Here is a 23996-nt window from a genome sequence, read left to right on the forward strand (position 1 = left end):
CCCAAATTCGCATCAAGGGTGGTCCAGGACCGCCCAGATCGGGAGATGGTCCGATGCCTTGCGTGCCGCGGCACTGGCATGGACGCCGCAGTTCACCACTCGCAAGTCGCGCGACACCATGATTCGGTCGAGTCGGCCGACCGGACGGCGGGCGTGGAAGCTGGGGCCGGTGGCCGCGAAGTCATGGTCACGCGCGAAGTCCCGGAGACAGCCCGCGGCGGCGGTCCATTCGTTCAGGTCGCCCATCATGACGGTGGGCATCGGCTCCGCACATGCCTGACAATGGCCGATGATCGCCGCAGCCTGCTTGCGCCGCCACAGTCCCGACAGGTCGAGGTGCATGCCGACGACCCGCAGCGCGGTGCTTCCCAAACGGATATCGGCCCGAACCGCGCCGCGCGGTTCGAGCGCGGGGAGATGGATCGCATCGCATCCCGCGACCTCGGCGGATTTGCGGATAAGGAGCGCGTTGCCGTGCCAGCCCATCGAATGCGCGCGCTTGGCGATGCCGACCGCCTTCCAGTCGCTGTGTTCGTCGAGCAGGTGCGGCGGGATGACGCTGGCGCGCTCACCCAGGCGACGGTCGGCCTCCTGCAACGCGACCACGTCGGCATCGATTTCGCGCAGGACCTCCAGGATACGCTCCGGGCTGCGGCGGCGGTCGGTGCCGATCCCTTTACGCATGTTGTAACTGGCGACTTTTATCATTCCGGACGTGCAACGCCGCGGTCGTGGTGCCGGTTGCAGGAATCGAACCCGCGGCATCCAGTTTACAAAACTGGCGCTCTACCAACTGAGCTAAACCGGCGCGGAGCCGTAAATGCGTCAGGTGACGCCGAAGGTCCAGCCCTCGGTGCGCGCGATGTGTGCGGTCATGGCCGGCGGATGCCACAGTTCGGGGCGATGCGCGTTGGCGCGGAGCCAGGCGGCGGTGAGCAGGGCGTCGCTCTTGTGGTCGTCGATGGTGCCCGCGCCGGGCACGGGCTTGCTGCCGATCATGCGCAGCGCCGCGGCGAGATCTTCGACCGTCCGCATCTTGGCGCGGCTTTTCGTGCGCCCGCCGGCGAGCGCGGCGACCGTGGTGTAGATTTCAATCACCGTTGAAGTGTCGCCTGGCATGTCGAAGGGCCAGATCGGCAGGACGCCGCCCAATCGGTGGAGGACGCGCATGCCGGTCAGGCTCGACTTGCCGACCTGCGCGGCGCCGACGAGGTTGAGGTTGCTGTACGGATTGAGGCCCTGCGCGCGCTGCGCGAGCTCGGTCACGCGCAGGCGGCCGGCGCCCTCGAAGAACAGGCCCTTGCGCCCGCCGTGGCGCCGGAAGTGCTGCGCGGCGTCGGGGTGATCGACTAAGCCGGTGGCGGCGAGGTGGGGATCGTCGGCGCAGAGTCGTTCGACCAGCGCCCAGAGCGCGCGCGCATGGGGCGGGCTTTGCGCCCAGCCGGGAAAATAGGCGCCGCGATCGACGAAGGGGAGCGAGGCGCCGAGATCGAGGCCGGCGAGGGTCCGCGCAGGCATTTCGCCGGTGAGCCACGCATGGACCTCGATGCGCGACCAGATGTGCCCCGGCCGAACCAGCACCGGTGCCGCCGTGCCGCGCGAGCAGATCGCGACCGCAATGCCGCGCTGGCGCGGGCCGATCGCTCCCGACCAGTCGATCGCGACGAAATGCTCGAACTCAGGGGCGATCGCCGTCGGCCTCGGGCAGCGCCTTTGCGATATCGGCGGAGAAGCGCGCGATGTCGAAGCGCGCCGCGCCGGGATCCTCGCCGCGGCGGACGATCACCAGGTGTTTGGAGGGGATCACCATGACGTACTGCCCGCGATTGCCCTGCGCGGCGTAGCTGCCTTCGGGCAAGCCCTGCTTCGGACCGAACAGCCACATCGTGGCGCCGTAGCCGGGACCGTCGGCGGGCTGCGGGCCCGATGGCGTCGTCATGTAGCGCATCCAGCCTGTGGGGAGCAGGCGCTTGCCCTGCCACACGCCGTCCTGCAGCCAGAATTGGCCGAGTCGCGCAAGGTCGCGCGCAGTGGACCAGACCTGGCTGGAGAGGATGAAGTCGCCGCGCCAGTCGGTCTCGGCGACGGTGTGCGTCATGCCCAACGCGTTGAACAAAGCGCGCGGCGCGTCGGCGTGGCCACGGTCCCCGATCGCGCCGCGCAGGGCGTGCATGGCCAACAGGATGTCGTTGTTGGCATACCGAAAACGCGTTCCCGGTTTAGCCTCGAGCGACCAGCCGGTCGCCTGTTCGGCAACAGCGGTTCCGCCGAAATAGATCGCGTCGGTGCGGTTGCCGGCGGTGTCGCTGTGCAATCCGCTGGCCATGCGAAGCAGGTGGTCGGTGGTGATCGCCTTGCGCGCCTCGAACCACAGGCCACTGCGCCATTCGGGTACCGGAGCCGGCTTGGTCACGTCGATCTGTCCGCGCGCCTGCGCCGCACCGATGATGCTGCCGGCGACGCTCTTGGCGACCGACCAAGTGCGATTCGCGGTGAACGGGCCAAATCCCGCGCGGTAGCGTTCGGCGACGATACCGCCATTTACGACGACGATCACGCCGATGGAATTCGATCCTTCGCCGTAAGTGCGGGCGTCGAACGCCGCAGCGATGCGCGCCGCCAGCACGGGCGATGGCCGCGGGTGAATGCCGCCGTCACCTTGTGGCCACGCGCGCGGATCGGCCGGGGCAGGGCCGATGCTCTCCTGCACCACCGTCAATGGCGAAGGTTCGGCACCGATGGGCATCGTGACGCAGCCTGTATCGCGAGCCCAATAGGCGAGGCGCGGCGGCATCGTCTCCGACCAGGCGACTTGGACGACCCCGACCCTGCGGTCGACGGTCGCAGTCAGCGTCGGAACAATGGCGTCGTATTCGGGGTAGATGCCGCGTAGCTCGTCCGCCTCGATCTGCGCCTCGGTGCGTCCCGCGTTGAAGATGCCCGAACATAGCATCGCCGCTTTGTACCCTGCCGCGATCGCACGAGGGTAGGGGGAAGGGGCGGGCGCAGAAACCTGCTGCGCCGCCGCAGGCGCGGCGAGCAGGAGGGCGAGGCTAAGCAGGGTTCGCATGGCGCCGTTCGTCCCACCACGCGAGGCGCTCCGCAAGCCGCTTTTCAAATCCGCGTTCGGTGGGTTCGTAGAAGCGTTGCGGGGGCAGCGCGTTGGGCCAGTAGTTCGCGCCGGAGAAGCCGTCCTCTGCGTCGTGGTCGTACTGATACCCCGCGCCGTAGCCGAGGTCGCGCATCAGCTTGGTCGGTGCGCCCAAGATCGACTTGGGCGGGCTGAGCGAGCCGTGTTCCTTGGCGACCTTCCACGCCGATTTCTGCGCCATGTACGTCGCGTTCGATTTCGGCGCGGTCGCCAGATAGAGGCAGGCCTGGACGATCGCGAGCTCGCCTTCCGGGCTGCCGAGGAAGTCGTACGCGTCCTTGGCGGCGATGCACTGGACGAGCGCTTGCGGGTCGGCGAGACCGATGTCCTCGACCGCGGCTCGGGTCAAGCGGCGCAGTACGTAGAGCGGCTCCTCGCCCGCGGTCAGCATTCGCGCGAGATAGTAGAGCGCGGCTTGCGGGTCGGAACCGCGGATCGACTTGTGGAGCGCAGAGATCAGGCCGTAATGGCCCTCGCGGTCCTTGTCGTACATCGCGACGCGGCGCTGGAGCAGCTGGCCAAGCGCGAGCGGGTCGAGCGGTTCGGGCAGGTCGATCGCGAACAGCGTCTCGGCCTGGTTGAGCAGGAAACGCCCGTCGCCGTCGGCGCTGGCGAGCAGCGCGTCGCGCGCGGCGGAGTCGAGGGGCAGGGGCTTGCCGACTAGGTCCTCAGCGCGCTGAAGCAGGAGGTCGAGCGCGGCATGGTCCAGGCGGTGGAGGATCAGCACCTGCGCGCGACTGAGCACCGCGGCGTTGAGTTCGAAGGACGGGTTCTCGGTCGTCGCGCCCAGGAGCGTGACCGTGCCGTCCTCTACGTAGGGCAGGAAGCCGTCCTGTTGCGCGCGGTTGAAGCGATGAATCTCGTCCACGAACAGGAGGGTGCGCTTGCCGATCTTCGCATGGTCGCGTGCCTCGGCGAAGACGCGCTTGAGGTCGGCGACGCCGGAGAACACCGCCGAGATCGCGACGAAGCGCAAGCCTACCGCATCGGCGAGCAGCCGCGCGATCGTCGTCTTGCCCGTGCCGGGCGGGCCCCAAAGGATCATCGACGACAACCGCCCCGCCGCAACCATCCGGCTGATCGCGCCCTGAGGGCCGTTCAGGTGATCCTGCCCGACGACGTCCTCCAGCCGCCGCGGGCGCATGCGGTCGGCGAGCGGCGCGTCCGGGGCGGGCGGGTCGGGTAAGGCGGCGGGTTCGAGCCCGGCGAGCAGGTCGGCCATGAGAATGGACATAGGCGTTCACTGCCCTTGCGTCATCAGCCGCTGACCATATCTACGATATATCTTGATCTATTCACTCTAAGATGTATCTTAGATGTATTATGGCGTCGTAGGGATTTCGCATGTTTAGATTTTCGCAAAGCGTCCGCGATTGCGGGCCGCGCGGTGGTGGACAGGTTCGGCGACCGGAAATGGATGTCGAGCGCTTCTTCCACTGGGTGGAACGGCTGAACGCCCGGGAGCCGGGCCGCGGCCGCTCACGGCGGATGTTCGATGGCGGCGAGTTGCGCCTGGTGCTGCTCAAGCTTATCGCGGACGAACCGCGCCACGGCTACGAGCTGATCCGCGCGATCGAGGAGATGACCGGTGGTGCGTATGCGCCGAGCCCGGGGGTGGTCTATCCGACGCTGACGCTGCTCGACGAAATGGGACTGACCCAGGAGCAGGTGTCCGACGGCGCCAAGAAGCGGTTTGCGGTTACCGATGCCGGGCGCGCTCACCTCACGGAGAACAGCGAAGCGGTCGATGCGCTGATGGCGCGGCTGGCCGCGGTCGGCGCGCACCGCGAGCGCACCGATGCCGCACCGGTCCGTCGTGCGATGGGCAACCTGCGCCAGGCGCTCCAGGACCGGCTGGGGCGCGGCGACCTGTCCGACGACACGCTTCACGACGTGGTTGCGCTGATCGACGCGGTCGCCCAGAAGATCGAGCGGCTCAAGTGAGTACGTCCGCGGCGCATGTGCCGACGGCGTCGGCCAGCCGTTACCTCCAGCAGCTGTGCAAGCATTGGACGCACAATCTGCAGGTGGCGTTCACCCCCGAACATGGCACGATCGTCTTCCCCAAGGATGCGCGCGGCGCTAACCATCCGGGCGACGGGCTCGTGACCCTCGACGCCCGAGCGGACACGCTCGATGTGCGGATCGAGGCGACCTCGCCCGAACAGCTCGAGGGGTTGAAGGGTGCGGTTTCGCGCCATCTCGACCGCTTCGCCTTTCGCGAGGCGCCGCTTACGTTCGACTGGCGCGACTCCTCATAAGCGCCAGATAGGTGTCGAGCACCGCGCGGTTGGCGCTGTCCCAGCGATATTCCGCCGCGCGGGCGTGCGCCGCCTCACCCATGGAGCGGCGCAGCGCCGGATCGGCGACGATCCGTGCGATCACGTCGGCATAAGCGGCGATGTCGCGTGGGGGCACCAGGAAGCCGGTCTCTCCCTCGACGACCAGATCGACCGCGCCGGTCGCGCGCGCGGCGACGACGGGAACGCCCGCGGCCATCGCTTCGGTGGTGACATTGCCGAACGTTTCGGTGACACTGGGATTGAAGAACACGTCCATCGAGGCGACCGCGCAGGCAAGCGCGTCCCCCGACAGGAAGCCCGCAAACACCGCTTCGGGCACCGCCTGCGCAAACCAGTCGCGCGCGGGGCCTTCGCCGACGACGAGCACCGTGTGGGGCACCCCGCGGCGGCGGAGTTCGGTCGCGACGCGCGCGAAGACGCCGAGCCCCTTTTCCTTCACCAGCCGACCGAGAAAGCCCACCACGGTCGCATCGTCGGCGATGCCGAGGGAGCGGCGCCACGCGAGATCGCGGCGGCCGGGGTTGAACCGCGCATGGTCGATCCCGCGCGACCAGATGCCGATCGGTGTCGTCACCCCCCACTCGCGCAGCAACGCGCCCATGCTGGGGGAGGGCACGACGACGCGGTCGAAGCGGTTGTAGAAGCGCGTGAGCAGATGCTCGAGCACCGGCTCCAAGAAGGCCATGCCGTAATAGCGCGGGTACGTCTCGAAGCGGGTGTGGAGCGACGCGACGCTGGCGACATCGTTGCGCCGGGCCCAAGCCACCGCGGCATGGCCGAGCAGCTCGGGCGCGGAGACATGGACGAGATTGGGCGCGAACGCCGCCAGATCGCGGCGCGATTCCGGCGGCAGGCCCCAGGCGAGCTTGTATTCGCCGCGCCCCCCCGGCAGCCGCATCGCGCGCACCTTGACGAGATCGCCGACGGGCTCGAATGCGGGCCGCTGGCTGGTCGGCGAATAGACGCGCACCTTCACGCCTTGCTCCAGCAGATAGCCGACCAGCAGGTTCAGCGCCTGATTGGCGCCGTCGCGGACGTAATTGTAATTGCCGCTGAACAGGGCGACACGAAGGTCCTGGGGGCGCATCATCGCGGCGGATAACGATTGACCGCGTAAATGACTACCAGCACGACGGTGTTCCCTTCTCGTTCCAGCATCGCTACGTAGGTTCGCATGGCCAAACCCCAGAAAAGATACGTGTGCCAGGCGTGCGGATCGGTCGCGTCGCGGTGGCAGGGGCAGTGCGTCGACTGCGCCGAGTGGAACACGCTGGTCGAGGAAGCGCCGCTGAACGCGACGCCGTTCCAGGCGAAGCACAACCTCCAGAGCGGCGGGCGGGCGATCCAGCTGGTCGGGCTCGATGCCGAGATCGCGCTGCCCGAGCGGATGGCGACCGGGATCGCCGAGCTCGACCGCGCGCTGGGCGGGGGGTTCGTCGAGGCGTCGGCGACGCTGATCGGCGGCGATCCGGGGATCGGCAAGTCGACGTTGCTGCTTCAGGCGGCGGCGAAGATGGCGAATGCGGGGCTGTCGGTCGCCTATGTATCGGGGGAGGAAGCGGCGGACCAGGTGCGGCTGCGCGCGCGGCGGTTAGGGCTGGGGGATGCGCCGGTGCAGCTGGCTGCGGCGACCTCGACGCGCGATATCCTAACGACCTTGTCGATGGGCAAGCCGCCTGCTTTGCTGGTGATCGATTCGATCCAGACGATGCATTCGGACCTGATCGAGGGTGCGCCGGGGACGGTCAGCCAGGTACGCGCCTCCTCGCAGGAACTGATCCGCTTCGCCAAGGAGCGCGGGACGGCGGTGGTGCTGGTCGGGCACGTTACCAAGGACGGCAGCACCGCGGGGCCGCGGGTGCTGGAGCATATGGTCGATACGGTGCTCAGCTTCGAGGGCGAGCGTTCGCACCAGTACCGCATCCTGCGCGCGATCAAGAACCGCTTCGGCGGCACCGACGAGATCGGCGTCTTCGCGATGCAGGGCGAGGGGCTGACCGAGGTCGCCAACCCCTCGTCGCTGTTCCTGACCCAGCGCGACGAGAGCGTGACGGGGACGACGGTGTTCCCCGCGCTGGAGGGCACGCGCCCGGTGCTGGTCGAGATACAGGCGCTGACGGTGCGGCTCGCGTCGGGGGCGACGCCCAGACGGGCGGTGGTCGGGTGGGATGCCGGGCGGCTGGCGATGATCCTGGCGGTGCTGGAGGCGCGGTGCGGCTTGAGCTTCTCGGCGTGCGAGGTGTATCTGAACATCGCGGGGGGCTACCGGGTGCAGGATCCCGCCGCGGACTTGGCGGTGGCGGCGGCTCTGGTGTCCGCGCTGTCCGAGCGCCCGGTGCCGATCGACGCGGTGGCGTTCGGCGAGGTCGCGCTGTCGGGGGAGGTTCGGCCGGTGGCGCATGGGCCGCTGCGGCTGAAGGAGGCGGCGAAGCTGGGGTTCGAGCGCGCGCTAGTGCCTGCGGCGTCGAAGGACGAGCGGACGACGATGCGGCTGTCGGGGTTCCGGACCTTGGGGGCGTTTGTGGACCACATGCTGGGGCGGGGGTGACCAGAGGTCGCCCGACCGACTCTAAACGAGTTCCAGCTCGACCATACCCGCTACGCTCGTATTCGGATGCGCCTCGACCCGAATGGTGACATGCGCCCCCACCCGCGCGACGGCATCGAGCAGCTTGTCGGTCGACATGCCGTCGAGCTTGCCGTTGTACAGCTTCGACAGGCGTGGTTGCGGGATGCCGACGAGGCGGCTGAACGCGATCTGGCTCAGGTTGCGCTCCCGCTGCGCACGGTGCAGCACACCGACGAGGTCGGCCTTGTGCGACAGCCGGGCCGCATCGGGGGGGGCGAAGCCGATGTCGGCGAAGACGTTGCCGCTGCCTTCCTCATACTCGATCGTCTCGGTCATCGGCTCTGTCCTCTGCGGGCGTGGAGAAGGCGGGCGTCTTTGAGGCGACTTTCGATCCGCTCCAGGTCGGGTTTGGGCGTGGCGATGCCGCTCGTCGATTTCTTCTGAAAGCAGTGAAGGACGTAGACCACGCCCTCCAACTCGACCGTGTAGATGGCGCGATAGGTGTTGCCGTCGTGATCCTCCGACAACTGCGTCGTGCCTTTGATCTTGCCTTTGAGCGGCTTGGCGGCATCGGGCGTGCGACCCTGTTGAGCAGCGTGGAGCGCACCGCCAAAATCCTTCCGTACGCCCTCCGGCATCAAAGAGAGATCGCCTCGGCTGCCTCCCATCCAGATGATCGGCTTCCTCGGGTTCACGCTGACTCTATATCAGAAATGGTCTAATCTGCAATGGTAAAGGTCGGGTCAGCGGCTTGCCTGCTTTGCCGGTCGTTGCCCCTGCCATCCCCACCCTCTACGTAGACGCGCATGGCGCTCACCGCACTCGACATCGTCGTCCTCCTCGCCGTGCTCGGCTCCGCTGCGCTGGGGTTCAAGCGCGGGTTCGTTACCGAGGTGCTGTCGCTGTTCGCCTGGGTGGCGGTGGTGGCGGGGTTGAAGCTGTTCCACATCTTGCTGGCGCAGGCGCTGACCGGGGTCGTCGGCACGCCGTCGGGCGCGGCGGTGCTGGCGTTCGCGGTGATCGTCGGGGTGACGTATTTCGGCGGCAAGATGGTGGCGCGGGCGATCGGGGCGCGGACGCGGGAGTCGATCCTGGGACCGGTGGACCGGGCGCTCGGCTTCGGGTTCGGGGCATTGAAGGGACTCATCCTGGTCAGCCTGGTGTTCCTGCTCGCGGCGCTGGTGGTCGACACCGCGCGCGGCGGCGCGGCGCGGCGCCCGGCGTGGATGACCGAATCGCGGACCTATCCGCTGCTTAACGCGACCAGCGCGGGGATCGGCGACTTCGTCGACCGGCGGCGGCGCGGGCAGCCGGTGTTCGGGGCTCGCGTGCCCGACAATGCGAGTTCGGCACCGTGAGCGCGCCTCTCTACAATGCCGACATTCTGCGCCTCGCAGCGTCGATTCCCTATCACGAGCAGCTGGCGGCACCGATGGCGACGGCGGAGCGGCGGTCGCCGATCTGCGGTAGCCGGGTTACCGTCGACGTCGATGTGGATGACGACGGCCGAGTGAGCGCGGTCGGGCTGCTGGTGCGGGCCTGCGCGCTGGGGCAGGCGTCGTCGTCGCTGCTCGCCGCCAACGTGCTGGGGCGCACGCCTGAGGAGCTCGCCGCGGCGCGCGATGCGTTGACCGGGTGGCTCGCGGGTGGTGGCGACCCGCCCGACTGGCCGGGGCTCGACATCTTCACGCCCGCGCTGGCGCATAGCGCGCGGCATCCGTCGATCCGGCTGGCGTTCGAGGCCGCCGCCGAAGCCGCCGAGACCGCGACGCGAGCCCGCACCGATGGATGAATCGGTGTCGCTGCTGCGCGACGGGGTGATCCTGCTCGGCTTCGCGCTGGTCTTCGTCATGCTGTTCCGCAAGCTGGGGCTCGGCGCGACGCTGGGCTATCTGGTGGCGGGTGCCGTCGTCGGGCCGCATGTCCTGGGGCTGGTCGGCAATGCCGAATCGAAGCTGGGGCTCGCCGAATTCGGCATTACGCTGCTGCTGTTCCTCGTCGGGCTGGAATTGAGCCCGACCCGGCTGTGGCAGATGAAGCGCGATATCTTCGGGCTGGGGTTGATCCAGGTCGTGCTGTGCGGGCTGGCGATCGCGGCGGTGATCTGGGGACCGGCGCAATTCTCGCCCGCCGCAGCGCTGGCGCTGGGGCTGCCGCTGGCGCTGTCGTCGACCGCGCAGGTGCTGCCCATGCTGCAATCGGCGGGGCGGATGAAGACGCCGTTCGGGGAGCGCGCCTTCTCGATCCTGCTGTTCCAGGACCTGTCGATCGTCCCGCTCATCACCATCGTCGCCGCCTTGAGCCGCGCGCCTGCGCCGCCCGACGCGGTGCCGGGATGGCTGCTGGCGGTCGAGACGGTGCTCGCGGTCGTGGGCCTCGTCCTGGCGGGGCGCTTCGTGCTCAGGCCGCTATTCCGGCTGATCGGCAATCTGGGCGAGCGCGAGATGTTCGTGTTCGCCGGGTTGTTCACCGTCGTCGCGAGCGCCGCAGTGATGGAGGCGCTGGGGCTGTCGACCGCGCTCGGCGCGTTCGTCGCCGGGGTGATGCTGGCGGACAGCCCGTACCGGCACGAGCTGGAGGCCGATGTGGAGCCGTTCCGATCGATCCTGCTGGGCCTGTTCTTCCTGGCGGTCGGGATGATCCTCGACCTGCATGCCATCGCCGAGCGGCCGTTCTTCGTCGCGGGGATGGCGGCGGCGCTGATCGCGGTGAAGGCGGCGATCGTATTCGGCATCGGCCGCGCGTTCGGGATGCCGTGGCGCGGTGCGCTGGCATTGGGCCTGCTGCTGAGCCAGGGCGGCGAATTCGGCTTCGTGCTGTTCGCGCAGGCGCAGAACGCGCTGCTGATCGCGCCGGAGGCCGCCAGCCTGTTCACCGCGGTGGTCACCGTGTCGATGGCGACGACGCCGTTCCTGATGATGGCGACCCGCCGCTTCCGCGCCGAGCCGGTGCGGACGGGCGAGGGGCTGGCCGGGCCCAAGCAGGACGGCGCGATCGCGATCGTGGTCGGCTACGGCCGCTTCGGGCAAACGGTCGCGCAGATGCTAATCCTCCAGAAGGTCGCTGTGACGTTGATCGACCGCGATCCGGCGCGGATCGAGATTGCGGGCAGTTTCGGCGCCAAGGTCTATTACGGCGATGGCACCCGGCTCGACCTGCTGCGCCAGGCGGGGGCAGCCGACGCGCAGCTGCTGCTGTTCTGCATCGACGGCGACGTGATCGACGCCGACCTGCTCCGGTCGGTGGCGCATGCCTTTCCGGACGCGTCGGTGTTCGTGCGCGCTTATGACCGGCGCAGTCTCATGAAGATGGCGGGCGGGCCGGTGACCGGCACGGTGCGCGAGGTGTTCGAGTCGGCTCTGTGCATGGCGCGGTTGGCGCTGGACGACATCGGGGTCGACGGCGGCGAGATCGAGCGCAGCGAGGACGCTTACCGAGACCGCGACGCCCAACGGCTCGCGGCACAATCGGAAAGCGGCGACATTCGCGCAGGGTTCGACCGCGCCGATGTCGAGGGCTTGGGAGGACGGGCATGAACTGGCTGGTGCTGTTGGCGGCGCTGTCGGGCGCGATGGCGGTCGGAGCGGGGGCGTTCGGTGCGCATGGCGCGAGCGGCGCGGCGGCGGAGTGGCTGAAGACCGGTGCGCACTACCAACTGATCCACGCGGTCGCGGCGCTGGTCGCGGTGCGGATGGAGGCGCTCGGTGCGGGATGGCTGTTCGTCGCCGGCGGCGCGGTGTTCGCGGGGACGCTGTACCTGATGGCGCTGGGCCTGCCGCGCTGGCTGGGCGCGGTGACCCCGATCGGCGGGGTGCTGTTGATCGCGGGGTGGTTGTGGCTGGCGTGGGCGGCGGCACGGTAGGGGAGGACTTTGGTGGTGAAGCTGTACCGATGCGTTGCGGCTATCGTCGGGATCATGGCCGTCACCGGTTCTGCGACGGCCGAATGGACCGCCGGCAATCCCGTCGTCGCCGCGGCAACCAAGGACCCTAGGGTCGTGGGCGCGCTGGACGCGGTGAACGCGATCGACCGGGCGGCGGTCAGCGACGATCACGCCGCCTTCGCCGCGCTTCTCGCGGACGATCTGGCGGTGAACAATCCGCAGAACGGCGTGTCCGTCCGCGGCGCGACCGCGCAACGCAGCGCGGCGGGGCAGATCAGCTATGACCGGTACGACCGCGTCATCGAATATGCCGGCCTGCGCGATGGCATGGTTCTTCTGATGGGCGAGGAAGTCGTTCGTCCGAAGGCAATCGCCGGCGCCTCTGCCACGGTCGTCCACCGCAGGTTCATGGATCTCTGGAAACAGGCCGGCGGAGCATGGCGGCTCACCGCCAGGCAGGCCACGATCATCGTTCGACCCTGATTGCCGGTCTATCGCGCCCGGCGGCATGCGTCCGAGCAATAGACGACATTCTCCCAATCGCGCGCCCACTTCTTGCGCCACGCGAACGGGCGGTCGCAGGCCGGGCAAACCTTTGTCGGCAGGTTGGCCTTGGCGACGCCATTGGGCATCAGCGCGCCGCGGCCAGGAACGCCTCGACCTCGGCCAGGTCAACCGAGTTGTCGAGATAGGTTCGGCCGATGCCGTGGGCGAGCAGGAAGGGGAGGGTGCCGGCGGCCATCTTCTTGTCGTGGCGCATGTGCGCGATCAGGCGGGTAGCGGGAGCGTCGATGCCCGCTGCGGCGAGACCGTCGGGAAGGCCGACGCTGCGAAAATGCGCCGCCACGCGCGCGGCATCCTCGGCCGCGCACAGCCCCTTTGCGGCCGAATAATCGAACGCCAGCGCACAGCCCGCCGCCACCGCTTCGCCGTGGATCAGCGCGTGGCCGAAGCCCGCTTCCGCCTCCAGCGCGTGGCCGAAGGTATGGCCGAGATTGAGCAAGGCGCGAATGCCCCGCGTCTCGTATTCGTCGGCGGCGACGATGCGGGCCTTGGCCGATACCGCATGGGCGATGGCGTAGCGCCGCGCTTCGGCGTCGCCCGCCAGCAGGGCCGCACCGTTCGCCTCGCACCAGGCGAAGAAGGCAGCGTCGTCGATCAGGCCGTATTTGACCACTTCGGCATAGCCGGCCGCCAGTTCGCGCGGGGGCAGGGTGTCGAGCACCTGCGGGTCGATCAGCACGATCTCGGGCTGTTTGAACGCGCCGACCAGGTTCTTGCCCGCCGCCGTATTGATCGCGGTCTTGCCGCCCACCGACGAATCGACCTGCGCCAGCAAGGTCGTCGGCACCTGCGCGAAGCGGCAGCCCCGCTTGAGGATCGCGCAGGCGAAGCCGACCAGGTCGCCGATCACCCCGCCGCCGAGCGCCACCACCAGGTCGCCGCGCTCGACGCCGTGCGCGAGCAGCGCGTCGCACAGCCGCTCCAGCATCGCCCAGCTCTTGCTCGATTCGCCCGGCGGCAGGATCACCGTCTCGCACCCGTTCAGCGCCTCGACCAAAATAGCGAGATGCCCGGTCACGTTCTCGTCGGCGACGATCACGATGCGGCGCCCCTTGGCGAGCGGCGCCAGATGGTCGCCTGCCCGCCCCAGCAGCCCGGCCTCGATCAGCACCGGATAGGTGCGCGCGCCGAGGTCCACCGTAATCGTCGTCATCGTCCGATCGCCTTCAGGATCGCGGCGACCGTCACCTCGTGCGGCGAACGGTTGCTCAGCACGTGGATGTGCGCCTGCGCATAAAGCGGGTTGCGGACACGGGCGAGCTCGCCCAGCACCTCGCCCGGATCGCGGCCGCGCAGCAGCGGGCGGGTGTCGCGGCGGCGGACGCGGTCGACGAGCACGTCGGGATCGGCGTGGAGCCACACCGCAGTCGCTTCGGCCAGGATCAGCGCCCGGGTGTCGTCCTGGACGAACGCGCCGCCGCCGGTCGCGATGATCTTCGGCGTGCCGTCGATCAGGCGCGCGATGACGCGGCGCTCGCCGGCGCGGAAATAGGGTTCGCCGAAGCGGTCGAAGATCTCGGGGATCGACATCCCCGCGGCGGACTCGATCTCGTTGTCGGCATCGGCGAACGGGAGCGCCAGCCGCTGCGCGAGGCGTCGCCCGACGGTCGACTTGCCAACCCCCATAAGGCCGACGAGCACGATCGGCCCGCCCGCCCACGCGCCGTGGCCTTCGCGCTTGTCGGTCGTGTCGGGAACCGGGCTTTGCAACATCGTGACCGGCGCTATACAGCGGCCCCGCGCCGGGCAACACCCGCGCCTGTCTGGTGAAGGTTTCCCACGCTCCCATGTCTCGCCTCATCGTCTCAATCGTCGTCGTCCTCGTGGTCGTGATCGGCGTCCTGTTCCTGCTCGCCGGCCGCGCGAGCGAGCGTCCGCAGACCCGTGTCGAGAAGCCGGTGTCGCTTGCGAACCTCCAGGGCTAGGGCAGGATTGCGGACCGCGCTGGCGCTGGCGCTCGCCGGCGTCGCGCTTTCCGCCTTTACGCAGGACGGGGGGCAGGACCGGCCCGAATCGATCCTGCCGCCGGGGTTCGGCGAACCGGCGCCGCCTGCGCCGCGCGCCACCCGCTCCGCCGAGACGCCTGCGCCCGCCGCTCCGGTCTCACCGGCCGCGCCCGCCCAGCCGCTGCCATCGGCCACGCCGACACCGCCGCCGACGCCCAGCGCGACGCTGACCCCCGATGCGGCGCTGCTCGCGCGCTACGAGATGCCGCCCTCGGCGCGGCGTTCGCTGGCGCTGGTCGGGGCGGCGGACGAGCGCGAGAGCGGGGTCGCGGCGGATGCGTTCGGGGCGGCCGACGGCGCGTATCTGGAGCAGTTGATGCGGCGGCTCGACGCGCCGTTGCCGTCACGCTGGATGTCGATCCTGCTGCGGCGCACGCTGACGGCGCGGCTGGATACCCCGGCGCGGGTGAACGGCGCCGATTTCGCCGCCGAGCGCGCCTGGCTGCTGCTGCGGATGGGCGAGGCGACCGCGGCGCGCGCGGTGGTGCAGGGCGTCGATACTGGGAACTACACGCCGAAGCTGTATCAGGTCGCGATGAACGCGATGCTGGCGGCGAGCGACCCGGCGGGGTTGTGCCCGGTCGCCGATGCGGGCGCGCGCTTCACGGGCGAGCGCGGGTGGACGATGGCGCAGGCGATGTGCGCGGCGCTGTCCGGCGGCACGGCGCGCGCCAACGCCTTGCTCAAGGCGGCGCGGCGCGGCCGCGTTGCCACGGGGGTCGATCTGCTGCTGGCGCAGAAGGTGATCGGCGCGGCGGGCGGCGGCGGTGCGGTGACGATCGAATGGCCGGGCGTCGACCGGCTCACCGTCTGGCGATTCGGGCTGGCCAGCGCCACCGGCGCGGCGATCCCCGACGACCTGTATGCGGGCGCGGGCCGCCAGGCGACCTATTGGCGCGCGCTGTCGCCCGCGGTGCCCTTGGCCGAGCGGGTCGCGCCGGCCGAGGCGGCGGCGGGGCAGGGCGTGCTCTCCAATCTGGCGCTCGTCGATCTCTACGGTGCGGTGGATGCGGCCGACGATGCGCCGGCACCTGCAAACGCCACCGCGGCGGACCTGCGGACCGCCTATACCGCAGCGACCAGCGATGCGCGAATGGCGGCGCTCAGGCAATTGTGGGGAACGAACCCCGACTATGGCCGGCTGGTGCTGACCGCGCGCGCAGCGGTCCGCATCCGTCCGGCGGCGGGCAATCCCGACGAAGCGCGGATCGTCGCTTCGCTGCTGGCGGGCGGGCTGGACCGCACCGCGGCGCGCTGGCGGGGCCAGGTCGAGGAGGGCGGCGATGCGTGGGCGATGCTGGTGCTCGCCGACCCCGATCTGAGCGAACGGTTGAGCTACAGCACGCTGGCCGGCTATGCCGGAACCGGCGATGCGGCGCTGAAGCAACGATTGTTGTTCGCCGGGCTCGCCGGGCTCGGGCGGCTGGCGCCCGACGATATCGAGCGGGCGGCGCAGGCGCTCGACGTCCGGATCGGCGCCGAAAACGCCTGGACCCGCGCGCTCGACCGCGCGGCGCGGGCGAACCAGCCGGGGACGGTCGCGCTGCTCGCGGCGATCGGCATGCAGACCCCGCGGTGGCGCGGGGTGCCGCCCGAAATGCTCTACCGCATCGTCGGCGCGCTGCGTGCGGTGGGCTTGGGCGGCGAGGCGCGGATGATCGCCGCCGAAGCGATCGCGCGGGGCTAAGATGCCGCCGCTGGCCGATGCCGCACTGATCGACCGGTTCCTGGAGATGATGGCGGCGGAGCGCGGGGCGGCGGCGAACACGATCGCGGCGTATCGCAGCGACCTGATGCTCGCCTCGCAGGCGCTGGACGGCGAGCTCGCGGCGGCCGGCAACGACGCGTTGGCGACACTGGTCGCCGGTTGGTCCGCACTCGCCAGGTCGAGTGTCGCACGCAAAGCGGCGGCGCTGCGGCGCTTCTTCGCCTTCCTCGCCGACGAGGGCCACCGCGCCGACGATCCGGGTGGGGCGCTCCCCCGGCCGGGTGCGGCGCGCGGGTTGCCCAAGACCTTGTCGCATGCCGATGTCGACCGGCTGTTCGCCGCCATCGCCGAGCGGCTGGGGCGCGAACCCACCGATCCGCTCGACCTGCGGCTCGCGGCGCTGATCGAGCTGCTCTACGGATCGGGGCTGCGCGCGAGCGAGCTGGTGTCGCTGCCGCGCAACGCCATCGCGCCCGACCGGCCGTTCCTGATCCTCAAGGGCAAGGGCGGGCGCGAGCGGATGGTGCCGCTGTCCGACCGGGCCCGCGCCGCGGTCGGCGCCTGGCGCGCGCATGTGCCCGTCGAAACGCTGTGGCTGTTCCCCTCGGGTCGTACCCATCTGTCGCGGATGCGGTTATACCAGCTCGTCAAGGCGCTCGCCGCTGACGCGGGGGTGCCGCCCGACCGGATCAGCCCGCATGTCCTGCGCCACGCCTTTGCCACGCATCTGCTGGAGGGCGGTGCCGACCTGCGCGCGCTCCAGGCGATGCTGGGCCACGCCGACATCGCGACCACTGAAATCTACACCCATGTCGACGCCAGTCGGCTGGTCGCGCTGGTCAACGCGCGGCATCCGCTCACCGATCCGCCACGGCCCCGCGTTGACGGCACCGTTGCGCCGCCGTAACCGCCGCCGATGCCCAGTTTCCTCGATTTCGAAAAGCCGATCGCCGAACTCCAGGCGCGTATCGACGAACTTCGCGAGACCGCCGCCGACGGCACGGTCGACCTGTCCGCCGATATCGCGCGGCTCCAGACCAAGTCCGATCGGTTGCTCAAGGACACCTTCGCGCGGCTGACCCCGTGGCAGAAGACGCAGGTCGCGCGTCATCCCGAACGCCCGCATTTTCGCGATTACGTCGCCGGGCTGTTCGACGAGTTCGTGCCGCTCGCCGGCGACCGCGCCTTTGCCGACGATCAGGCGATCCAGGGCGGGTTCGCCACCTTTCGCGGGCGCAAGGTGATGGTGCTCGGCCACGAAAAGGGCTTCGACACCGCGACCCGCCTCAAGCACAATTTCGGCATGGGCAAGCCCGAGGGGTATCGCAAGGCGATCCGGCTGGTCCAGGTCGCCGACCGGTTCGGGCTGCCGATCGTGACGCTGGTCGACACGTCGGGTGCATTCCCCGGCATCCAGGCCGAGGAGCGCGGGCAGGCCGAGGCGATCGCGCGATCGACCGCGGCGTGCCTGGCGGCGGGCGTACCGGTTGTCGCGGCGATTGTCGGCGAGGGGGGGTCGGGCGGCGCGGTGGCGCTGGCGGCGGGCAACCGGGTGCTGATGTTCGAGCACGCGGTCTATTCGGTGATCTCGCCCGAGGGCTGCGCGTCGATCCTGTGGCGCACCGCCGACAAGGCCGCGGAAGCCGCCGAGGCAATGAAGGTGACGGCGCAGGACCTGAAGGGCTTCGGCGTCATCGACACGATCATCGCCGAGCCGGTCGGCGGCGCCCACCGCGCCCCCGCGGTCGCGATCGCGGCGCTGGGCGATGCGCTGGAGAAATCGCTGACGGGGCTGGATGCGCTGTCCGCTGACGCCTTGCGAAGGGCGCGGCGCGAGAAGTTCCTGGCGATGGGGCGGCTTTGAGGAGTCGACCGTGATACGTATCGTACCATGACTGGACATTGAGCCGGTGAAGGTTCTCGTCCTGGGCGGAAGCGGCTATCTTGGCCGCGCGCTTCTGACGCATATCGACGAGCTTGATTGCGCCATCGACGTCGTGGTGCGGTCCGAAGCGGGCGCCCGGAAGGTGAAAACCGCATCCGCACGTGCGGGCGTTTTCGACACGCTGGACGTCACCGGGCGGGCGTACGATCACATTATCAATCTCGTCGCGGATTGCGGACGTGGTGATATCTTGCTGTCCGATGTCGTTCGGGCCAACCTGATTTACCCGCTTGCGCTGGTTGAAACGCTCGCTTTCGGCGCTGTGCTAAACGTCTCTACTGCGCTTCCGGAATTATACTCCAACTATTCTCTGTCCAAAAGGATGCTCGAGCGTAGCCTTGTTCGAGTGGCGGCACGCAAAGATGCTCGCGTTCTCAATGTCCAGGTGCACAATATGTACGGGCCAGGAAGCGACGAGACGAACCTGGTCACGTCGCTGATTTCCCGGATGAGGGGATCGAAGCCGATCATGCTTTCCAGCTGCACGAACAGCCGAGACTTCGTCTATATCGACGACGTGGTCGGCGCTTTATCCGCCTTATGCTTTCGGATCGATAGAATAGCGCAATTGTCCACCGTCCAAGTCGGCAGCGGCCTACCTGTTCGGCTTCGCGCACTCGTCGAAAAGCTGCAGGCCAAAATCGGCACGTCGTCCGAGATCGTGTACGGAGCAAGGCGAGATAATATTCACGAAATGCCGGTCCTCGCTGCCGATCTTACCGCAATAGCCGCGACCGGCTGGAAACCGGCTTGGTCGTTGGATGCCGGGCTGGATGCGACAATTCGATCCCTGAAAACCTAAAAGCCGCGGCAGGCCGCCCGTATCGTCCATAGCAGCAGCGGCCGATCGCGCACGATACGAACTTCGAGCATTCTGGAAACGTCCTCTGGTGTTACCGCCACCCGGTAGAAATGGCTCATCGCCGTCACCTGACGCGCGATCAGGAGCGGGAGCAACCTCGTCCACCAGCGCGGCGCACCGGCGGCGATGCAGGCGAAGCGTATCTGGTGATCCTGGTATGCACACGCGAGGTGCGTCTCACGCTTGAGCAGGCTGTTGTCGGCGATCCGGATCGATACGAGAACCTTTGCGTACTGATACATCTGGAACCGCTGAGCGAAGCGAAGATAAAAGGCGTGGTCGGAATTCGGACTCTCGTCGGCGCGAAAGCCGCCGGCAGCCTCGTAATCGAGCTTGCGGGCCACGAAGCCCACGGTGTTGCCCGGGCATTCCCAGAACAGCTTGCGCGCGTCGATCCGGCGAATATCTCGCCAGCCGAATTGCTGCCAGGATATGATCCGGCGAGCCATCGACTTCAGCCGGCTCTCCCCGACGGGCGCTTCGCGTTGGTCCAGGTTGAACCGGCGGCAGATAAGCCCGTCGACGTCGGGCCGCTTGTCGAGCAGCGCAAACATCTCGCGCGCCCAGGATTTGTCCAGCAAATCGTCATCGTGCAGGATCGTGACCCACTCGCCCCGCGCTTCGGCGATCCCGCGATTCCAATTGTCAGCCTCCCCAACATTATGCCGGTTGCGGAAATAGCGGAGTGGCGCGTTGCGAAGGTGTGGCGCTGCTGAAATCAACAACCGATCGTTGCGAGAATCGGGATCGTTATCGATGACGATCACTTCAAATTGCCGATTGAACTCCTGCCCTACAGCGGAGGCTACCGCCTCGCGTAGCAGTTCGAGCCGCCGAAAGGTCAGAATGACAATAGACAGGAAAGGTCGCTCGACCGGGCGGCCGACAAACATTTCCTCGGCTCCGTCATCGCAAAGATCGATCATCGCTGCCAAATTTTTCCACTCTACGCCCGAAATATGGAAGACCGATCAGCAGCATGGCGCCGAGCCACCCGTCACGCAAGGTCGTCGATTGCTCCTGAGCCTGAGCCCCAAACGAAAAAGGGCGGCGAACCCTTCGGTGCGCCGCCCCCGTTCGGATCGTCGTGAAGGTCTTACGTAGCCTTCATGTTCGACGAGACGTTGGTGAAGGTCGTGGTCAGCTTGTTGCCCAGGCCCTGCATCGCGGCGATGGCGGCGACGGCGATCAGCGCGGCGATCAGGCCGTATTCGATGGCGGTCGCGCCCTTGTTGTTGCGGACGAACTTGCGAATGGTCTGCATTGCGGTCTCCATGCGTGTGGTGCTTCAGTTACCCGGCCGAACCGGGATTACCGGACCAGCGAGCGAATCATTAGGTGGCGGAGGTTGAGAAACCTTTAAGCCCGGCGAAACTTGCGTCATCCGGCGTGCGTCACCTTGTCGTTGACGTTGTTCCACATGCCGGTCGTCGCTTCGGCGACGCTGACGATCGCCATGATGGTGGCGATGACGACCAGCGCGACGATCAGCCCGTATTCCACCGCGGTCGCGGCGCGCGTCTCGCCGAGCAGCCGGCGAAGGCGGCGAAGCTTTACGAGGCGCGGACGGACCTTCATGGGGACGGCGATAGCGATGGGGGTCTTAAGGAATGGCTGACACGGCGACGATGCTGCTGCCGGTGGTCGCCGCCGCGCTGGTCGATGGCGAGGGGCGCGTCCTCCTTCAACAGCGCCCGCCCGGCAAGGCGATGGCGGAGCTGTGGGAGTTCCCCGGCGGCAAGGTGGAGGCAGGGGAGACCCCCGAAGATGCGCTGGTGCGCGAACTTGCCGAGGAGCTCGGGATCGCGGTGACGGTGGACGCGCCCGTGCCGCTGGCATTCGCGAGCGCGGCTGCGGGCGAGCGCCACCTGCTGCTCCTGCTCTATCTGGTCGAGCGATGGACGGGCGAGCCCCGCGCGCTGGAGGCCACCGGCCTCGTCTGGATCCGCCCGCGCGACATGCACACGCTGCCGATGCCGCCCGCCGATCGCCCGCTCGTCGATGCGCTCGCCCGGCGGCTTGGCGGTTGACCGGACGCGGGCAGCGCATTAGCGCAGCCGTCCACGCATCGGGGCCCGATGGCGGAGTGGTGACGCAGAGGACTGCAAATCCTTGCACCCGGGTTCGATTCCCGGTCGGGCCTCCAATACCTATCCCCTTGGCGCTCCCGATCTGCCACGCTACCAAGACGGCGCGCGGCACGTGTATTGCGTAGCTAAGACAGTTGTGCGACAGGATAGGCCATGACGACGACCAGCCTCGATTCCCCGCCCCCGCTCGCGACCGATCATGCGGCGATGCGCCACGCGATGGTGGCCAGCCAGCTGCGCACCAATGCGGTGAGCGACCAGCGCGTGGTCGCGGCGATGGCGACGGTGCCGCGCGAGGATTTCCTGCCCGTCGACGCGCGCGCACTCGCGTACCGCGATGCGGCGATCCCGCTCGGGCGCGCACGCTGGGCCAATCTGCCGATGGCGACCGGACGCTTGCTGACCGAGGCCTATCTGCTGCCGACCGACCGCGTGCTGCTGATCGGTGCCGCGGGCGGCTATGCCGCGGCGGTGCTGTCTGGGCTGGTGGCGCACGTCGTCGCGGTCGAGAGCGATCCGGTGCTGGCCGCGGACGCACGCGATGCGCTGGCCGGCTTCGCCAACGTCACCGTCGTCGAAGGCGCGCTCGACGCCGGCCATGCCGAGGCCGCGCCCTATGACGTGTTGGTCGTCGACGGCGCGATCGAGATGGTTCCCGAGGCCCTGGTGGCGCAGGTTCGCGCCGACGGGCGTGCGGTGTCGGGGGTCGTCGACCACGGCGTCACCCGTCTCGCGGCGGGGCGCCGCACCGGCGGCGGCTTCGCGCTGGTGCCGTTCGCCGACGTCGAATGCGTCGTCCTGCCGGGCTTTGCCGCCCCCAAATCTTTCACCTTCTGATCGGGAGGACGTGTCCGTGATCCGCCGCCTGCTCCTCGCCGGCGCGAGCCTGCTGCCCGCGCCCGCCGCCGCCGAAACGCTGCGCGAGGCGCTGGTCCGCGCTTATAAGTCCAATCCGACGATCACCGCGCAGCGCGCGAGCCAGCGCGCGACGGATGAGACCGTGCCGATCGCGCGCGCGGCCGGGCTGCCGACCGTCGATGCACGGAGCAGCTACAGCCAGAACCTGATCCGCGGCGGCAATTCGCTGACCAATCCGCAACGTCAGCTCAACGGTTTCGCCGGCGTGACCGTGCCGGTATACACCGGGGGCGCGGTCACCAACTCGGTTCGCGCGGCCGAAACCCGGGTCGAGGCGGGCCGGGCGACGCTGCGCAGCGTCGAGGCGACGACCTTCAGCGATGTCGTATCCGCCTACAACGACGTCATTCGCGACGAGGCGATCGTCGGGTTGAACACCCAGAACGTGCGGGTGCTGGACACCAACCTGCGTGCCAGCCGCGACCGGTTCCAGGTGGGCGACCTCACCCGCACCGACGTGGCGCAGTCCGAGGCGCGGCTGTCGCTCGCCCGCGCGCAGTTGCAGGGCGCACAGGCAACCCTGATCGCGAGCCGCGAGAATTACATCAGCCTGGTCGGTGATGCGCCGGGCTCGCTGGAGCCGCCGCCGCCGCTCCCGTCGCTGCCTGCTACGTCCGACGCGGCGGTCGAAGCCGCGCTGCGGGACAGTCCGGCCTTGCTGGCCGCGCAGAAGCAGCGCGATGCCACCCGCTTCGATGTGCGCGCCGCGCGGGCGCAGCGCTTGCCGCAATTCGGCGTCACCATCGGGCAGAACTACAACAATTTTCTCGGCTCGCTGGGTTCGGGGCAGGGGTTCAGCACGCGTCAGTCGGGCACCTCGACCGTCGCCGGCGTCTCGCTGCAGGTTCCCATCTTCCAGGCGGGCCGTGTCGGCGCGCAGGTCCGGCAGGCGCAGGCGCTTCGCGCGCAGGCGATCGAGAATGCGACGGGCACCGAACGGCAGGTGATCGCCGCGACGCGTTCGTCCTTCGCGATCTGGAAATCGTCCCAGTTGGTGATCGAGTCGGCAGAGGCCGCGGTCAGCGCCAACCGCCTGTCGCTGGAGGGCGTTCGCGCCGAGAACAGCGTCGGCACGCGCACGATCCTCGATATCCTCAACGCCGAGCAGGAGCTGCTCAACAGCCAGGTGACTCTCGTCACCGCCAGGCGGGATGCCTATGTCGCCGGTTTCGCTTTGCTCGCGGCGATGGGGCATGCGGAAGCGGGCGATCTGGGGCTCGACGGCGGGCCGCTCTACGATCCGGTCGCGAACTACAACCGGGTGCGGCACTCGATCAACGATTTCGCGAGCGACGGCGAACCCGGTGCGGTGGCGACGCGCACGACCGGTACGCCGGCGCAGACCGCGGTCGTCACCAAGCCGCTCGACGCCGAACTGGACACGCCGGTTGACAGGAACCCGGCTTTGACGACAGGTGCGGCTTCGCCGAACCGGCAGTAGCAGCGAAGGTCGCGTCGATGGGGGATATCAGCGCCGAGCCGTCGATGGAGGAAATCCTGTCCTCCATCAAGCGGATCATCGCCGAGGAAGGCGAGGGGTTGCCGCCGCGCACGCGCCGACCGCAGCGCGCCGTTTTGGCCGCGGTGCCGCCCGCCGATCGGACGCGCGACGATGCCGAGGAGGTGCTGGAGCTGAGCGAGCCGATCCCGTCGCCTGCGCCCGAACGCCCGTCGGCCGACCGGATCGCGCCCGCACCGCCTGGTGCGCACCAGCCTGCGCCGCACCCGGTCGCCGCCGCCGCGCCCCGCGCGGTCGATCCGATCGTCTCGCAACAGACCGCCGCCGCCAGCCGCGGCTCGCTGGAAGCCCTGTCGCGGTTGGTCGTCCGGCCCGATGGCGCGACCGCGACCGATCACACGCTGGAGGCCATGGTCCGCGAGATGCTGCGCCCGATGCTGCGCGAATGGCTCGACGCCAAGCTGCCCGACATGGTCGAGGCGCTGGTCGCGCGCGAGATCGAACGGATCACCGGTTCGCCCACATCCTGACCGGGCTG

30 protein-coding genes and 2 tRNA genes are annotated in these 23996 nt (G+C 68.9%); 18 read left to right on the forward strand and 14 right to left on the reverse strand.

All coding sequences use genetic code 11. The annotated features are described in order from the left end of the window. Positions 1-12 precede the first annotated feature (12 nt). The 5 genes from ACE5C1_RS01285 to ACE5C1_RS01305 form a co-directional block, all read right to left on the reverse strand. Positions 13-708 carry an endonuclease/exonuclease/phosphatase family protein gene (locus ACE5C1_RS01285; RefSeq protein ID WP_374942254.1) on the reverse strand — a complete coding sequence of 232 codons (696 nt, stop codon included), beginning with the start codon at positions 706-708 and terminating at the stop codon, positions 13-15. Between the two features lie 24 nt (positions 709-732). Then, positions 733-808, reverse strand: a tRNA-Thr gene (locus ACE5C1_RS01290). Between the two features lie 17 nt (positions 809-825). After that, a complete protein-coding gene (locus tag ACE5C1_RS01295) occupies positions 826-1689 on the reverse strand; it encodes a hypothetical protein (protein WP_374942314.1) in 864 nt (287 codons plus the stop codon). Beyond that, entirely contained in the window at positions 1679-3070 is a 1392-nt protein-coding gene (locus ACE5C1_RS01300) for a serine hydrolase domain-containing protein (RefSeq protein WP_374942255.1), read from the reverse strand. The genes ACE5C1_RS01295 and ACE5C1_RS01300 overlap by 11 nt, the downstream gene beginning before the upstream one ends. Then, entirely contained in the window at positions 3054-4373 is a 1320-nt protein-coding gene (locus ACE5C1_RS01305; protein WP_374942256.1) for a replication-associated recombination protein A, read from the reverse strand. The genes ACE5C1_RS01300 and ACE5C1_RS01305 overlap by 17 nt, the downstream gene beginning before the upstream one ends. 191 nt (positions 4374-4564) lie before the next feature. Between ACE5C1_RS01305 and ACE5C1_RS01310 the strand changes: the two genes are divergently transcribed. Together ACE5C1_RS01310 and ACE5C1_RS01315 are read left to right on the forward strand one after the other, a co-directional pair. After that, entirely contained in the window at positions 4565-5095 is a 531-nt protein-coding gene (locus ACE5C1_RS01310; protein ID WP_374942257.1) for a PadR family transcriptional regulator, read from the forward strand. Then, positions 5092-5412 carry a DUF2218 domain-containing protein gene (locus ACE5C1_RS01315; protein WP_374942258.1) on the forward strand — a complete coding sequence of 107 codons (321 nt, stop codon included), beginning with the start codon at positions 5092-5094 and terminating at the stop codon, positions 5410-5412. The genes ACE5C1_RS01310 and ACE5C1_RS01315 overlap by 4 nt, the downstream gene beginning before the upstream one ends. Here the strand turns inward: ACE5C1_RS01315 and ACE5C1_RS01320 are convergent. Next, positions 5384-6541 carry a glycosyltransferase family 4 protein gene (locus tag ACE5C1_RS01320; protein ID WP_374942315.1) on the reverse strand — a complete coding sequence of 386 codons (1158 nt, stop codon included), beginning with the start codon at positions 6539-6541 and terminating at the stop codon, positions 5384-5386. The genes ACE5C1_RS01315 and ACE5C1_RS01320 overlap by 29 nt on opposite strands. An 87-nt stretch (positions 6542-6628) precedes the next feature. On the opposite strand from ACE5C1_RS01320, the gene radA reads away from it, so the two are divergent. Then, positions 6629-8002, forward strand: coding sequence for a DNA repair protein RadA (radA, locus tag ACE5C1_RS01325; RefSeq protein ID WP_374942259.1), 1374 nt, complete (start codon positions 6629-6631; stop codon positions 8000-8002). A 21-nt stretch (positions 8003-8023) separates the two neighbouring features. Here the strand turns inward: radA and ACE5C1_RS01330 are convergent, their stop codons facing one another. Beyond that, a complete protein-coding gene (locus ACE5C1_RS01330; protein WP_374942260.1) occupies positions 8024-8359 on the reverse strand; it encodes a helix-turn-helix domain-containing protein in 336 nt (111 codons plus the stop codon). Beyond that, entirely contained in the window at positions 8356-8718 is a 363-nt protein-coding gene (locus tag ACE5C1_RS01335; RefSeq protein ID WP_374942261.1) for a type II toxin-antitoxin system RelE/ParE family toxin, read from the reverse strand. The genes ACE5C1_RS01330 and ACE5C1_RS01335 overlap by 4 nt, the downstream gene beginning before the upstream one ends. A gap of 111 nt (positions 8719-8829) precedes the next feature. On the opposite strand from ACE5C1_RS01335, the gene ACE5C1_RS01340 reads away from it, so the two are divergent. From ACE5C1_RS01340 to ACE5C1_RS01360, 5 genes are read left to right on the forward strand one after another with little or no spacing between them, the layout of a single operon-like run. Beyond that, entirely contained in the window at positions 8830-9381 is a 552-nt protein-coding gene (locus tag ACE5C1_RS01340; RefSeq protein ID WP_374942262.1) for a CvpA family protein, read from the forward strand. After that, positions 9378-9815, forward strand: a complete 438-nt coding sequence (locus ACE5C1_RS01345) for an iron-sulfur cluster assembly scaffold protein (RefSeq protein ID WP_374942263.1) — start codon at positions 9378-9380, stop codon at positions 9813-9815. The genes ACE5C1_RS01340 and ACE5C1_RS01345 overlap by 4 nt, the downstream gene beginning before the upstream one ends. Continuing rightward, entirely contained in the window at positions 9808-11559 is a 1752-nt protein-coding gene (locus tag ACE5C1_RS01350) for a cation:proton antiporter (RefSeq protein WP_374942264.1), read from the forward strand. The genes ACE5C1_RS01345 and ACE5C1_RS01350 overlap by 8 nt, the downstream gene beginning before the upstream one ends. Next, complete coding sequence (locus ACE5C1_RS01355; RefSeq protein WP_374942265.1) at positions 11556-11885, forward strand: DUF423 domain-containing protein; 330 nt, start codon at positions 11556-11558, stop codon at positions 11883-11885. The genes ACE5C1_RS01350 and ACE5C1_RS01355 overlap by 4 nt, the downstream gene beginning before the upstream one ends. Positions 11886-11897: 12 nt before the next feature. Next, positions 11898-12389, forward strand: coding sequence for a DUF4440 domain-containing protein (locus ACE5C1_RS01360; protein WP_374942316.1), 492 nt, complete (start codon positions 11898-11900; stop codon positions 12387-12389). Between the two features lie 8 nt (positions 12390-12397). Here the strand turns inward: ACE5C1_RS01360 and ACE5C1_RS01365 are convergent, their stop codons facing one another. Genes ACE5C1_RS01365 through ACE5C1_RS01375 form a run of 3 tightly spaced genes read right to left on the reverse strand, consistent with a single transcriptional unit; the run spans position 12398 to position 14183 of the window. Next, positions 12398-12538, reverse strand: coding sequence for a DUF2256 domain-containing protein (locus tag ACE5C1_RS01365; protein ID WP_374942266.1), 141 nt, complete (start codon positions 12536-12538; stop codon positions 12398-12400). Next, entirely contained in the window at positions 12538-13623 is a 1086-nt protein-coding gene (gene aroB, locus ACE5C1_RS01370; RefSeq protein ID WP_374942267.1) for a 3-dehydroquinate synthase, read from the reverse strand. The genes ACE5C1_RS01365 and aroB overlap by 1 nt, the downstream gene beginning before the upstream one ends. Next, entirely contained in the window at positions 13620-14183 is a 564-nt protein-coding gene (locus ACE5C1_RS01375) for a shikimate kinase (RefSeq protein ID WP_374942268.1), read from the reverse strand. Before ACE5C1_RS01375 ends, aroB begins: the two co-directional genes overlap by 4 nt. A 74-nt stretch (positions 14184-14257) precedes the next feature. Between ACE5C1_RS01375 and ACE5C1_RS01380 the strand changes: the two genes are divergently transcribed. From ACE5C1_RS01380 to ACE5C1_RS01400, 5 genes are read left to right on the forward strand one after another with little or no spacing between them, the layout of a single operon-like run. Then, the gene (locus ACE5C1_RS01380) at positions 14258-14395 is read left to right on the forward strand and encodes a hypothetical protein (protein WP_374942269.1); all 138 of its coding nucleotides are present in this window, start codon (positions 14258-14260) and stop codon (positions 14393-14395) included. Between the two features lie 7 nt (positions 14396-14402). After that, complete coding sequence (locus tag ACE5C1_RS01385) at positions 14403-16163, forward strand: hypothetical protein (RefSeq protein ID WP_374942270.1); 1761 nt, start codon at positions 14403-14405, stop codon at positions 16161-16163. A gap of 1 nt (position 16164) precedes the next feature. Continuing rightward, positions 16165-17091: a tyrosine recombinase gene (locus tag ACE5C1_RS01390; RefSeq protein ID WP_374942271.1), complete on the forward strand. Its 927-nt coding sequence runs from the start codon at positions 16165-16167 to the stop codon at positions 17089-17091. 9 nt (positions 17092-17100) lie between these two features. After that, positions 17101-18048, forward strand: coding sequence for an acetyl-CoA carboxylase carboxyltransferase subunit alpha (locus ACE5C1_RS01395; RefSeq protein ID WP_374942272.1), 948 nt, complete (start codon positions 17101-17103; stop codon positions 18046-18048). A gap of 46 nt (positions 18049-18094) precedes the next feature. Then, positions 18095-18931 (forward strand): NAD-dependent epimerase/dehydratase family protein, encoded by an 837-nt coding sequence (locus tag ACE5C1_RS01400; protein WP_374942273.1) that lies wholly within the window; start codon positions 18095-18097, stop codon positions 18929-18931. Here ACE5C1_RS01400 and ACE5C1_RS01405 read toward each other — a convergent pair. From ACE5C1_RS01405 to ACE5C1_RS01415, 3 genes are all read right to left on the reverse strand, one after another. Continuing rightward, entirely contained in the window at positions 18928-19917 is a 990-nt protein-coding gene (locus ACE5C1_RS01405; protein WP_374942317.1) for a glycosyltransferase family 2 protein, read from the reverse strand. The genes ACE5C1_RS01400 and ACE5C1_RS01405 overlap by 4 nt on opposite strands. A 170-nt stretch (positions 19918-20087) precedes the next feature. Beyond that, positions 20088-20255, reverse strand: coding sequence for a Flp family type IVb pilin (locus tag ACE5C1_RS01410; RefSeq protein ID WP_374942274.1), 168 nt, complete (start codon positions 20253-20255; stop codon positions 20088-20090). 116 nt (positions 20256-20371) lie between these two features. Next, the gene (locus ACE5C1_RS01415; protein ID WP_374942275.1) at positions 20372-20569 is read right to left on the reverse strand and encodes a Flp family type IVb pilin; all 198 of its coding nucleotides are present in this window, start codon (positions 20567-20569) and stop codon (positions 20372-20374) included. Positions 20570-20601: 32 nt separating this feature from the next. Between ACE5C1_RS01415 and ACE5C1_RS01420 the strand changes: the two genes are divergently transcribed. From ACE5C1_RS01420 to ACE5C1_RS01440, 5 genes are all read left to right on the forward strand, one after another. Then, positions 20602-21021, forward strand: coding sequence for a (deoxy)nucleoside triphosphate pyrophosphohydrolase (locus ACE5C1_RS01420; RefSeq protein WP_374942276.1), 420 nt, complete (start codon positions 20602-20604; stop codon positions 21019-21021). Positions 21022-21063: 42 nt separating this feature from the next. Beyond that, positions 21064-21137: transfer RNA gene (locus tag ACE5C1_RS01425), tRNA-Cys, on the forward strand. A 97-nt stretch (positions 21138-21234) separates the two neighbouring features. Further along, the gene (locus ACE5C1_RS01430; RefSeq protein WP_374942277.1) at positions 21235-21918 is read left to right on the forward strand and encodes a protein-L-isoaspartate O-methyltransferase; all 684 of its coding nucleotides are present in this window, start codon (positions 21235-21237) and stop codon (positions 21916-21918) included. Positions 21919-21934: 16 nt separating this feature from the next. Then, positions 21935-23440 (forward strand): TolC family outer membrane protein, encoded by a 1506-nt coding sequence (locus ACE5C1_RS01435; RefSeq protein ID WP_374942278.1) that lies wholly within the window; start codon positions 21935-21937, stop codon positions 23438-23440. Between the two features lie 17 nt (positions 23441-23457). Then, on the forward strand, positions 23458-23988 hold the full coding sequence (locus ACE5C1_RS01440) for a DUF2497 domain-containing protein (RefSeq protein WP_374942279.1): 531 nt from the start codon (positions 23458-23460) through the stop codon (positions 23986-23988). Positions 23989-23996 lie beyond the last annotated feature (8 nt).

Origin of the sequence: Sphingomonas sp. (genome assembly GCF_964263785.1) — a bacterium.
Taxonomy (GTDB): Bacteria; Pseudomonadota; Alphaproteobacteria; order Sphingomonadales; family Sphingomonadaceae; genus Sphingomonas.

Bases quoted from the DNA above. Each gene is read 5' to 3' on its own strand.
- ACE5C1_RS01285 (WP_374942254.1), bottom strand. From the start codon at position 708: ATGATAAAAGTCGCCAGTTACAACATGCGTAAAGGGATCGGCACCGAC.
- ACE5C1_RS01350 (WP_374942264.1), top strand. From the start codon at position 9,808: ATGGATGAATCGGTGTCGCTGCTGCGCGACGGGGTGATCCTGCTCGGC.
- radA (WP_374942259.1), top strand. From the start codon at position 6,629: ATGGCCAAACCCCAGAAAAGATACGTGTGCCAGGCGTGCGGATCGGTC.
- ACE5C1_RS01375 (WP_374942268.1), bottom strand. From the start codon at position 14,183: ATGTTGCAAAGCCCGGTTCCCGACACGACCGACAAGCGCGAAGGCCAC.
- ACE5C1_RS01390 (WP_374942271.1), top strand. From the start codon at position 16,165: ATGCCGCCGCTGGCCGATGCCGCACTGATCGACCGGTTCCTGGAGATG.
- ACE5C1_RS01355 (WP_374942265.1), top strand. From the start codon at position 11,556: ATGAACTGGCTGGTGCTGTTGGCGGCGCTGTCGGGCGCGATGGCGGTC.
- ACE5C1_RS01310 (WP_374942257.1), top strand. From the start codon at position 4,565: ATGGATGTCGAGCGCTTCTTCCACTGGGTGGAACGGCTGAACGCCCGG.
- ACE5C1_RS01410 (WP_374942274.1), bottom strand. From the start codon at position 20,255: ATGCAGACCATTCGCAAGTTCGTCCGCAACAACAAGGGCGCGACCGCC.
- ACE5C1_RS01415 (WP_374942275.1), bottom strand. From the start codon at position 20,569: ATGAAGGTCCGTCCGCGCCTCGTAAAGCTTCGCCGCCTTCGCCGGCTG.
- ACE5C1_RS01405 (WP_374942317.1), bottom strand. From the start codon at position 19,917: ATGATCGATCTTTGCGATGACGGAGCCGAGGAAATGTTTGTCGGCCGC.
- ACE5C1_RS01420 (WP_374942276.1), top strand. From the start codon at position 20,602: ATGGCTGACACGGCGACGATGCTGCTGCCGGTGGTCGCCGCCGCGCTG.
- ACE5C1_RS01330 (WP_374942260.1), bottom strand. From the start codon at position 8,359: ATGACCGAGACGATCGAGTATGAGGAAGGCAGCGGCAACGTCTTCGCC.
- ACE5C1_RS01365 (WP_374942266.1), bottom strand. From the start codon at position 12,538: ATGCCCAATGGCGTCGCCAAGGCCAACCTGCCGACAAAGGTTTGCCCG.
- ACE5C1_RS01395 (WP_374942272.1), top strand. From the start codon at position 17,101: ATGCCCAGTTTCCTCGATTTCGAAAAGCCGATCGCCGAACTCCAGGCG.
- ACE5C1_RS01320 (WP_374942315.1), bottom strand. From the start codon at position 6,541: ATGCGCCCCCAGGACCTTCGTGTCGCCCTGTTCAGCGGCAATTACAAT.
- ACE5C1_RS01380 (WP_374942269.1), top strand. From the start codon at position 14,258: ATGTCTCGCCTCATCGTCTCAATCGTCGTCGTCCTCGTGGTCGTGATC.
- ACE5C1_RS01305 (WP_374942256.1), bottom strand. From the start codon at position 4,373: ATGGCCGACCTGCTCGCCGGGCTCGAACCCGCCGCCTTACCCGACCCG.
- ACE5C1_RS01340 (WP_374942262.1), top strand. From the start codon at position 8,830: ATGGCGCTCACCGCACTCGACATCGTCGTCCTCCTCGCCGTGCTCGGC.
- ACE5C1_RS01440 (WP_374942279.1), top strand. From the start codon at position 23,458: ATGGGGGATATCAGCGCCGAGCCGTCGATGGAGGAAATCCTGTCCTCC.
- aroB (WP_374942267.1), bottom strand. From the start codon at position 13,623: ATGACGACGATTACGGTGGACCTCGGCGCGCGCACCTATCCGGTGCTG.
- ACE5C1_RS01430 (WP_374942277.1), top strand. From the start codon at position 21,235: ATGACGACGACCAGCCTCGATTCCCCGCCCCCGCTCGCGACCGATCAT.
- ACE5C1_RS01300 (WP_374942255.1), bottom strand. From the start codon at position 3,070: ATGCGAACCCTGCTTAGCCTCGCCCTCCTGCTCGCCGCGCCTGCGGCG.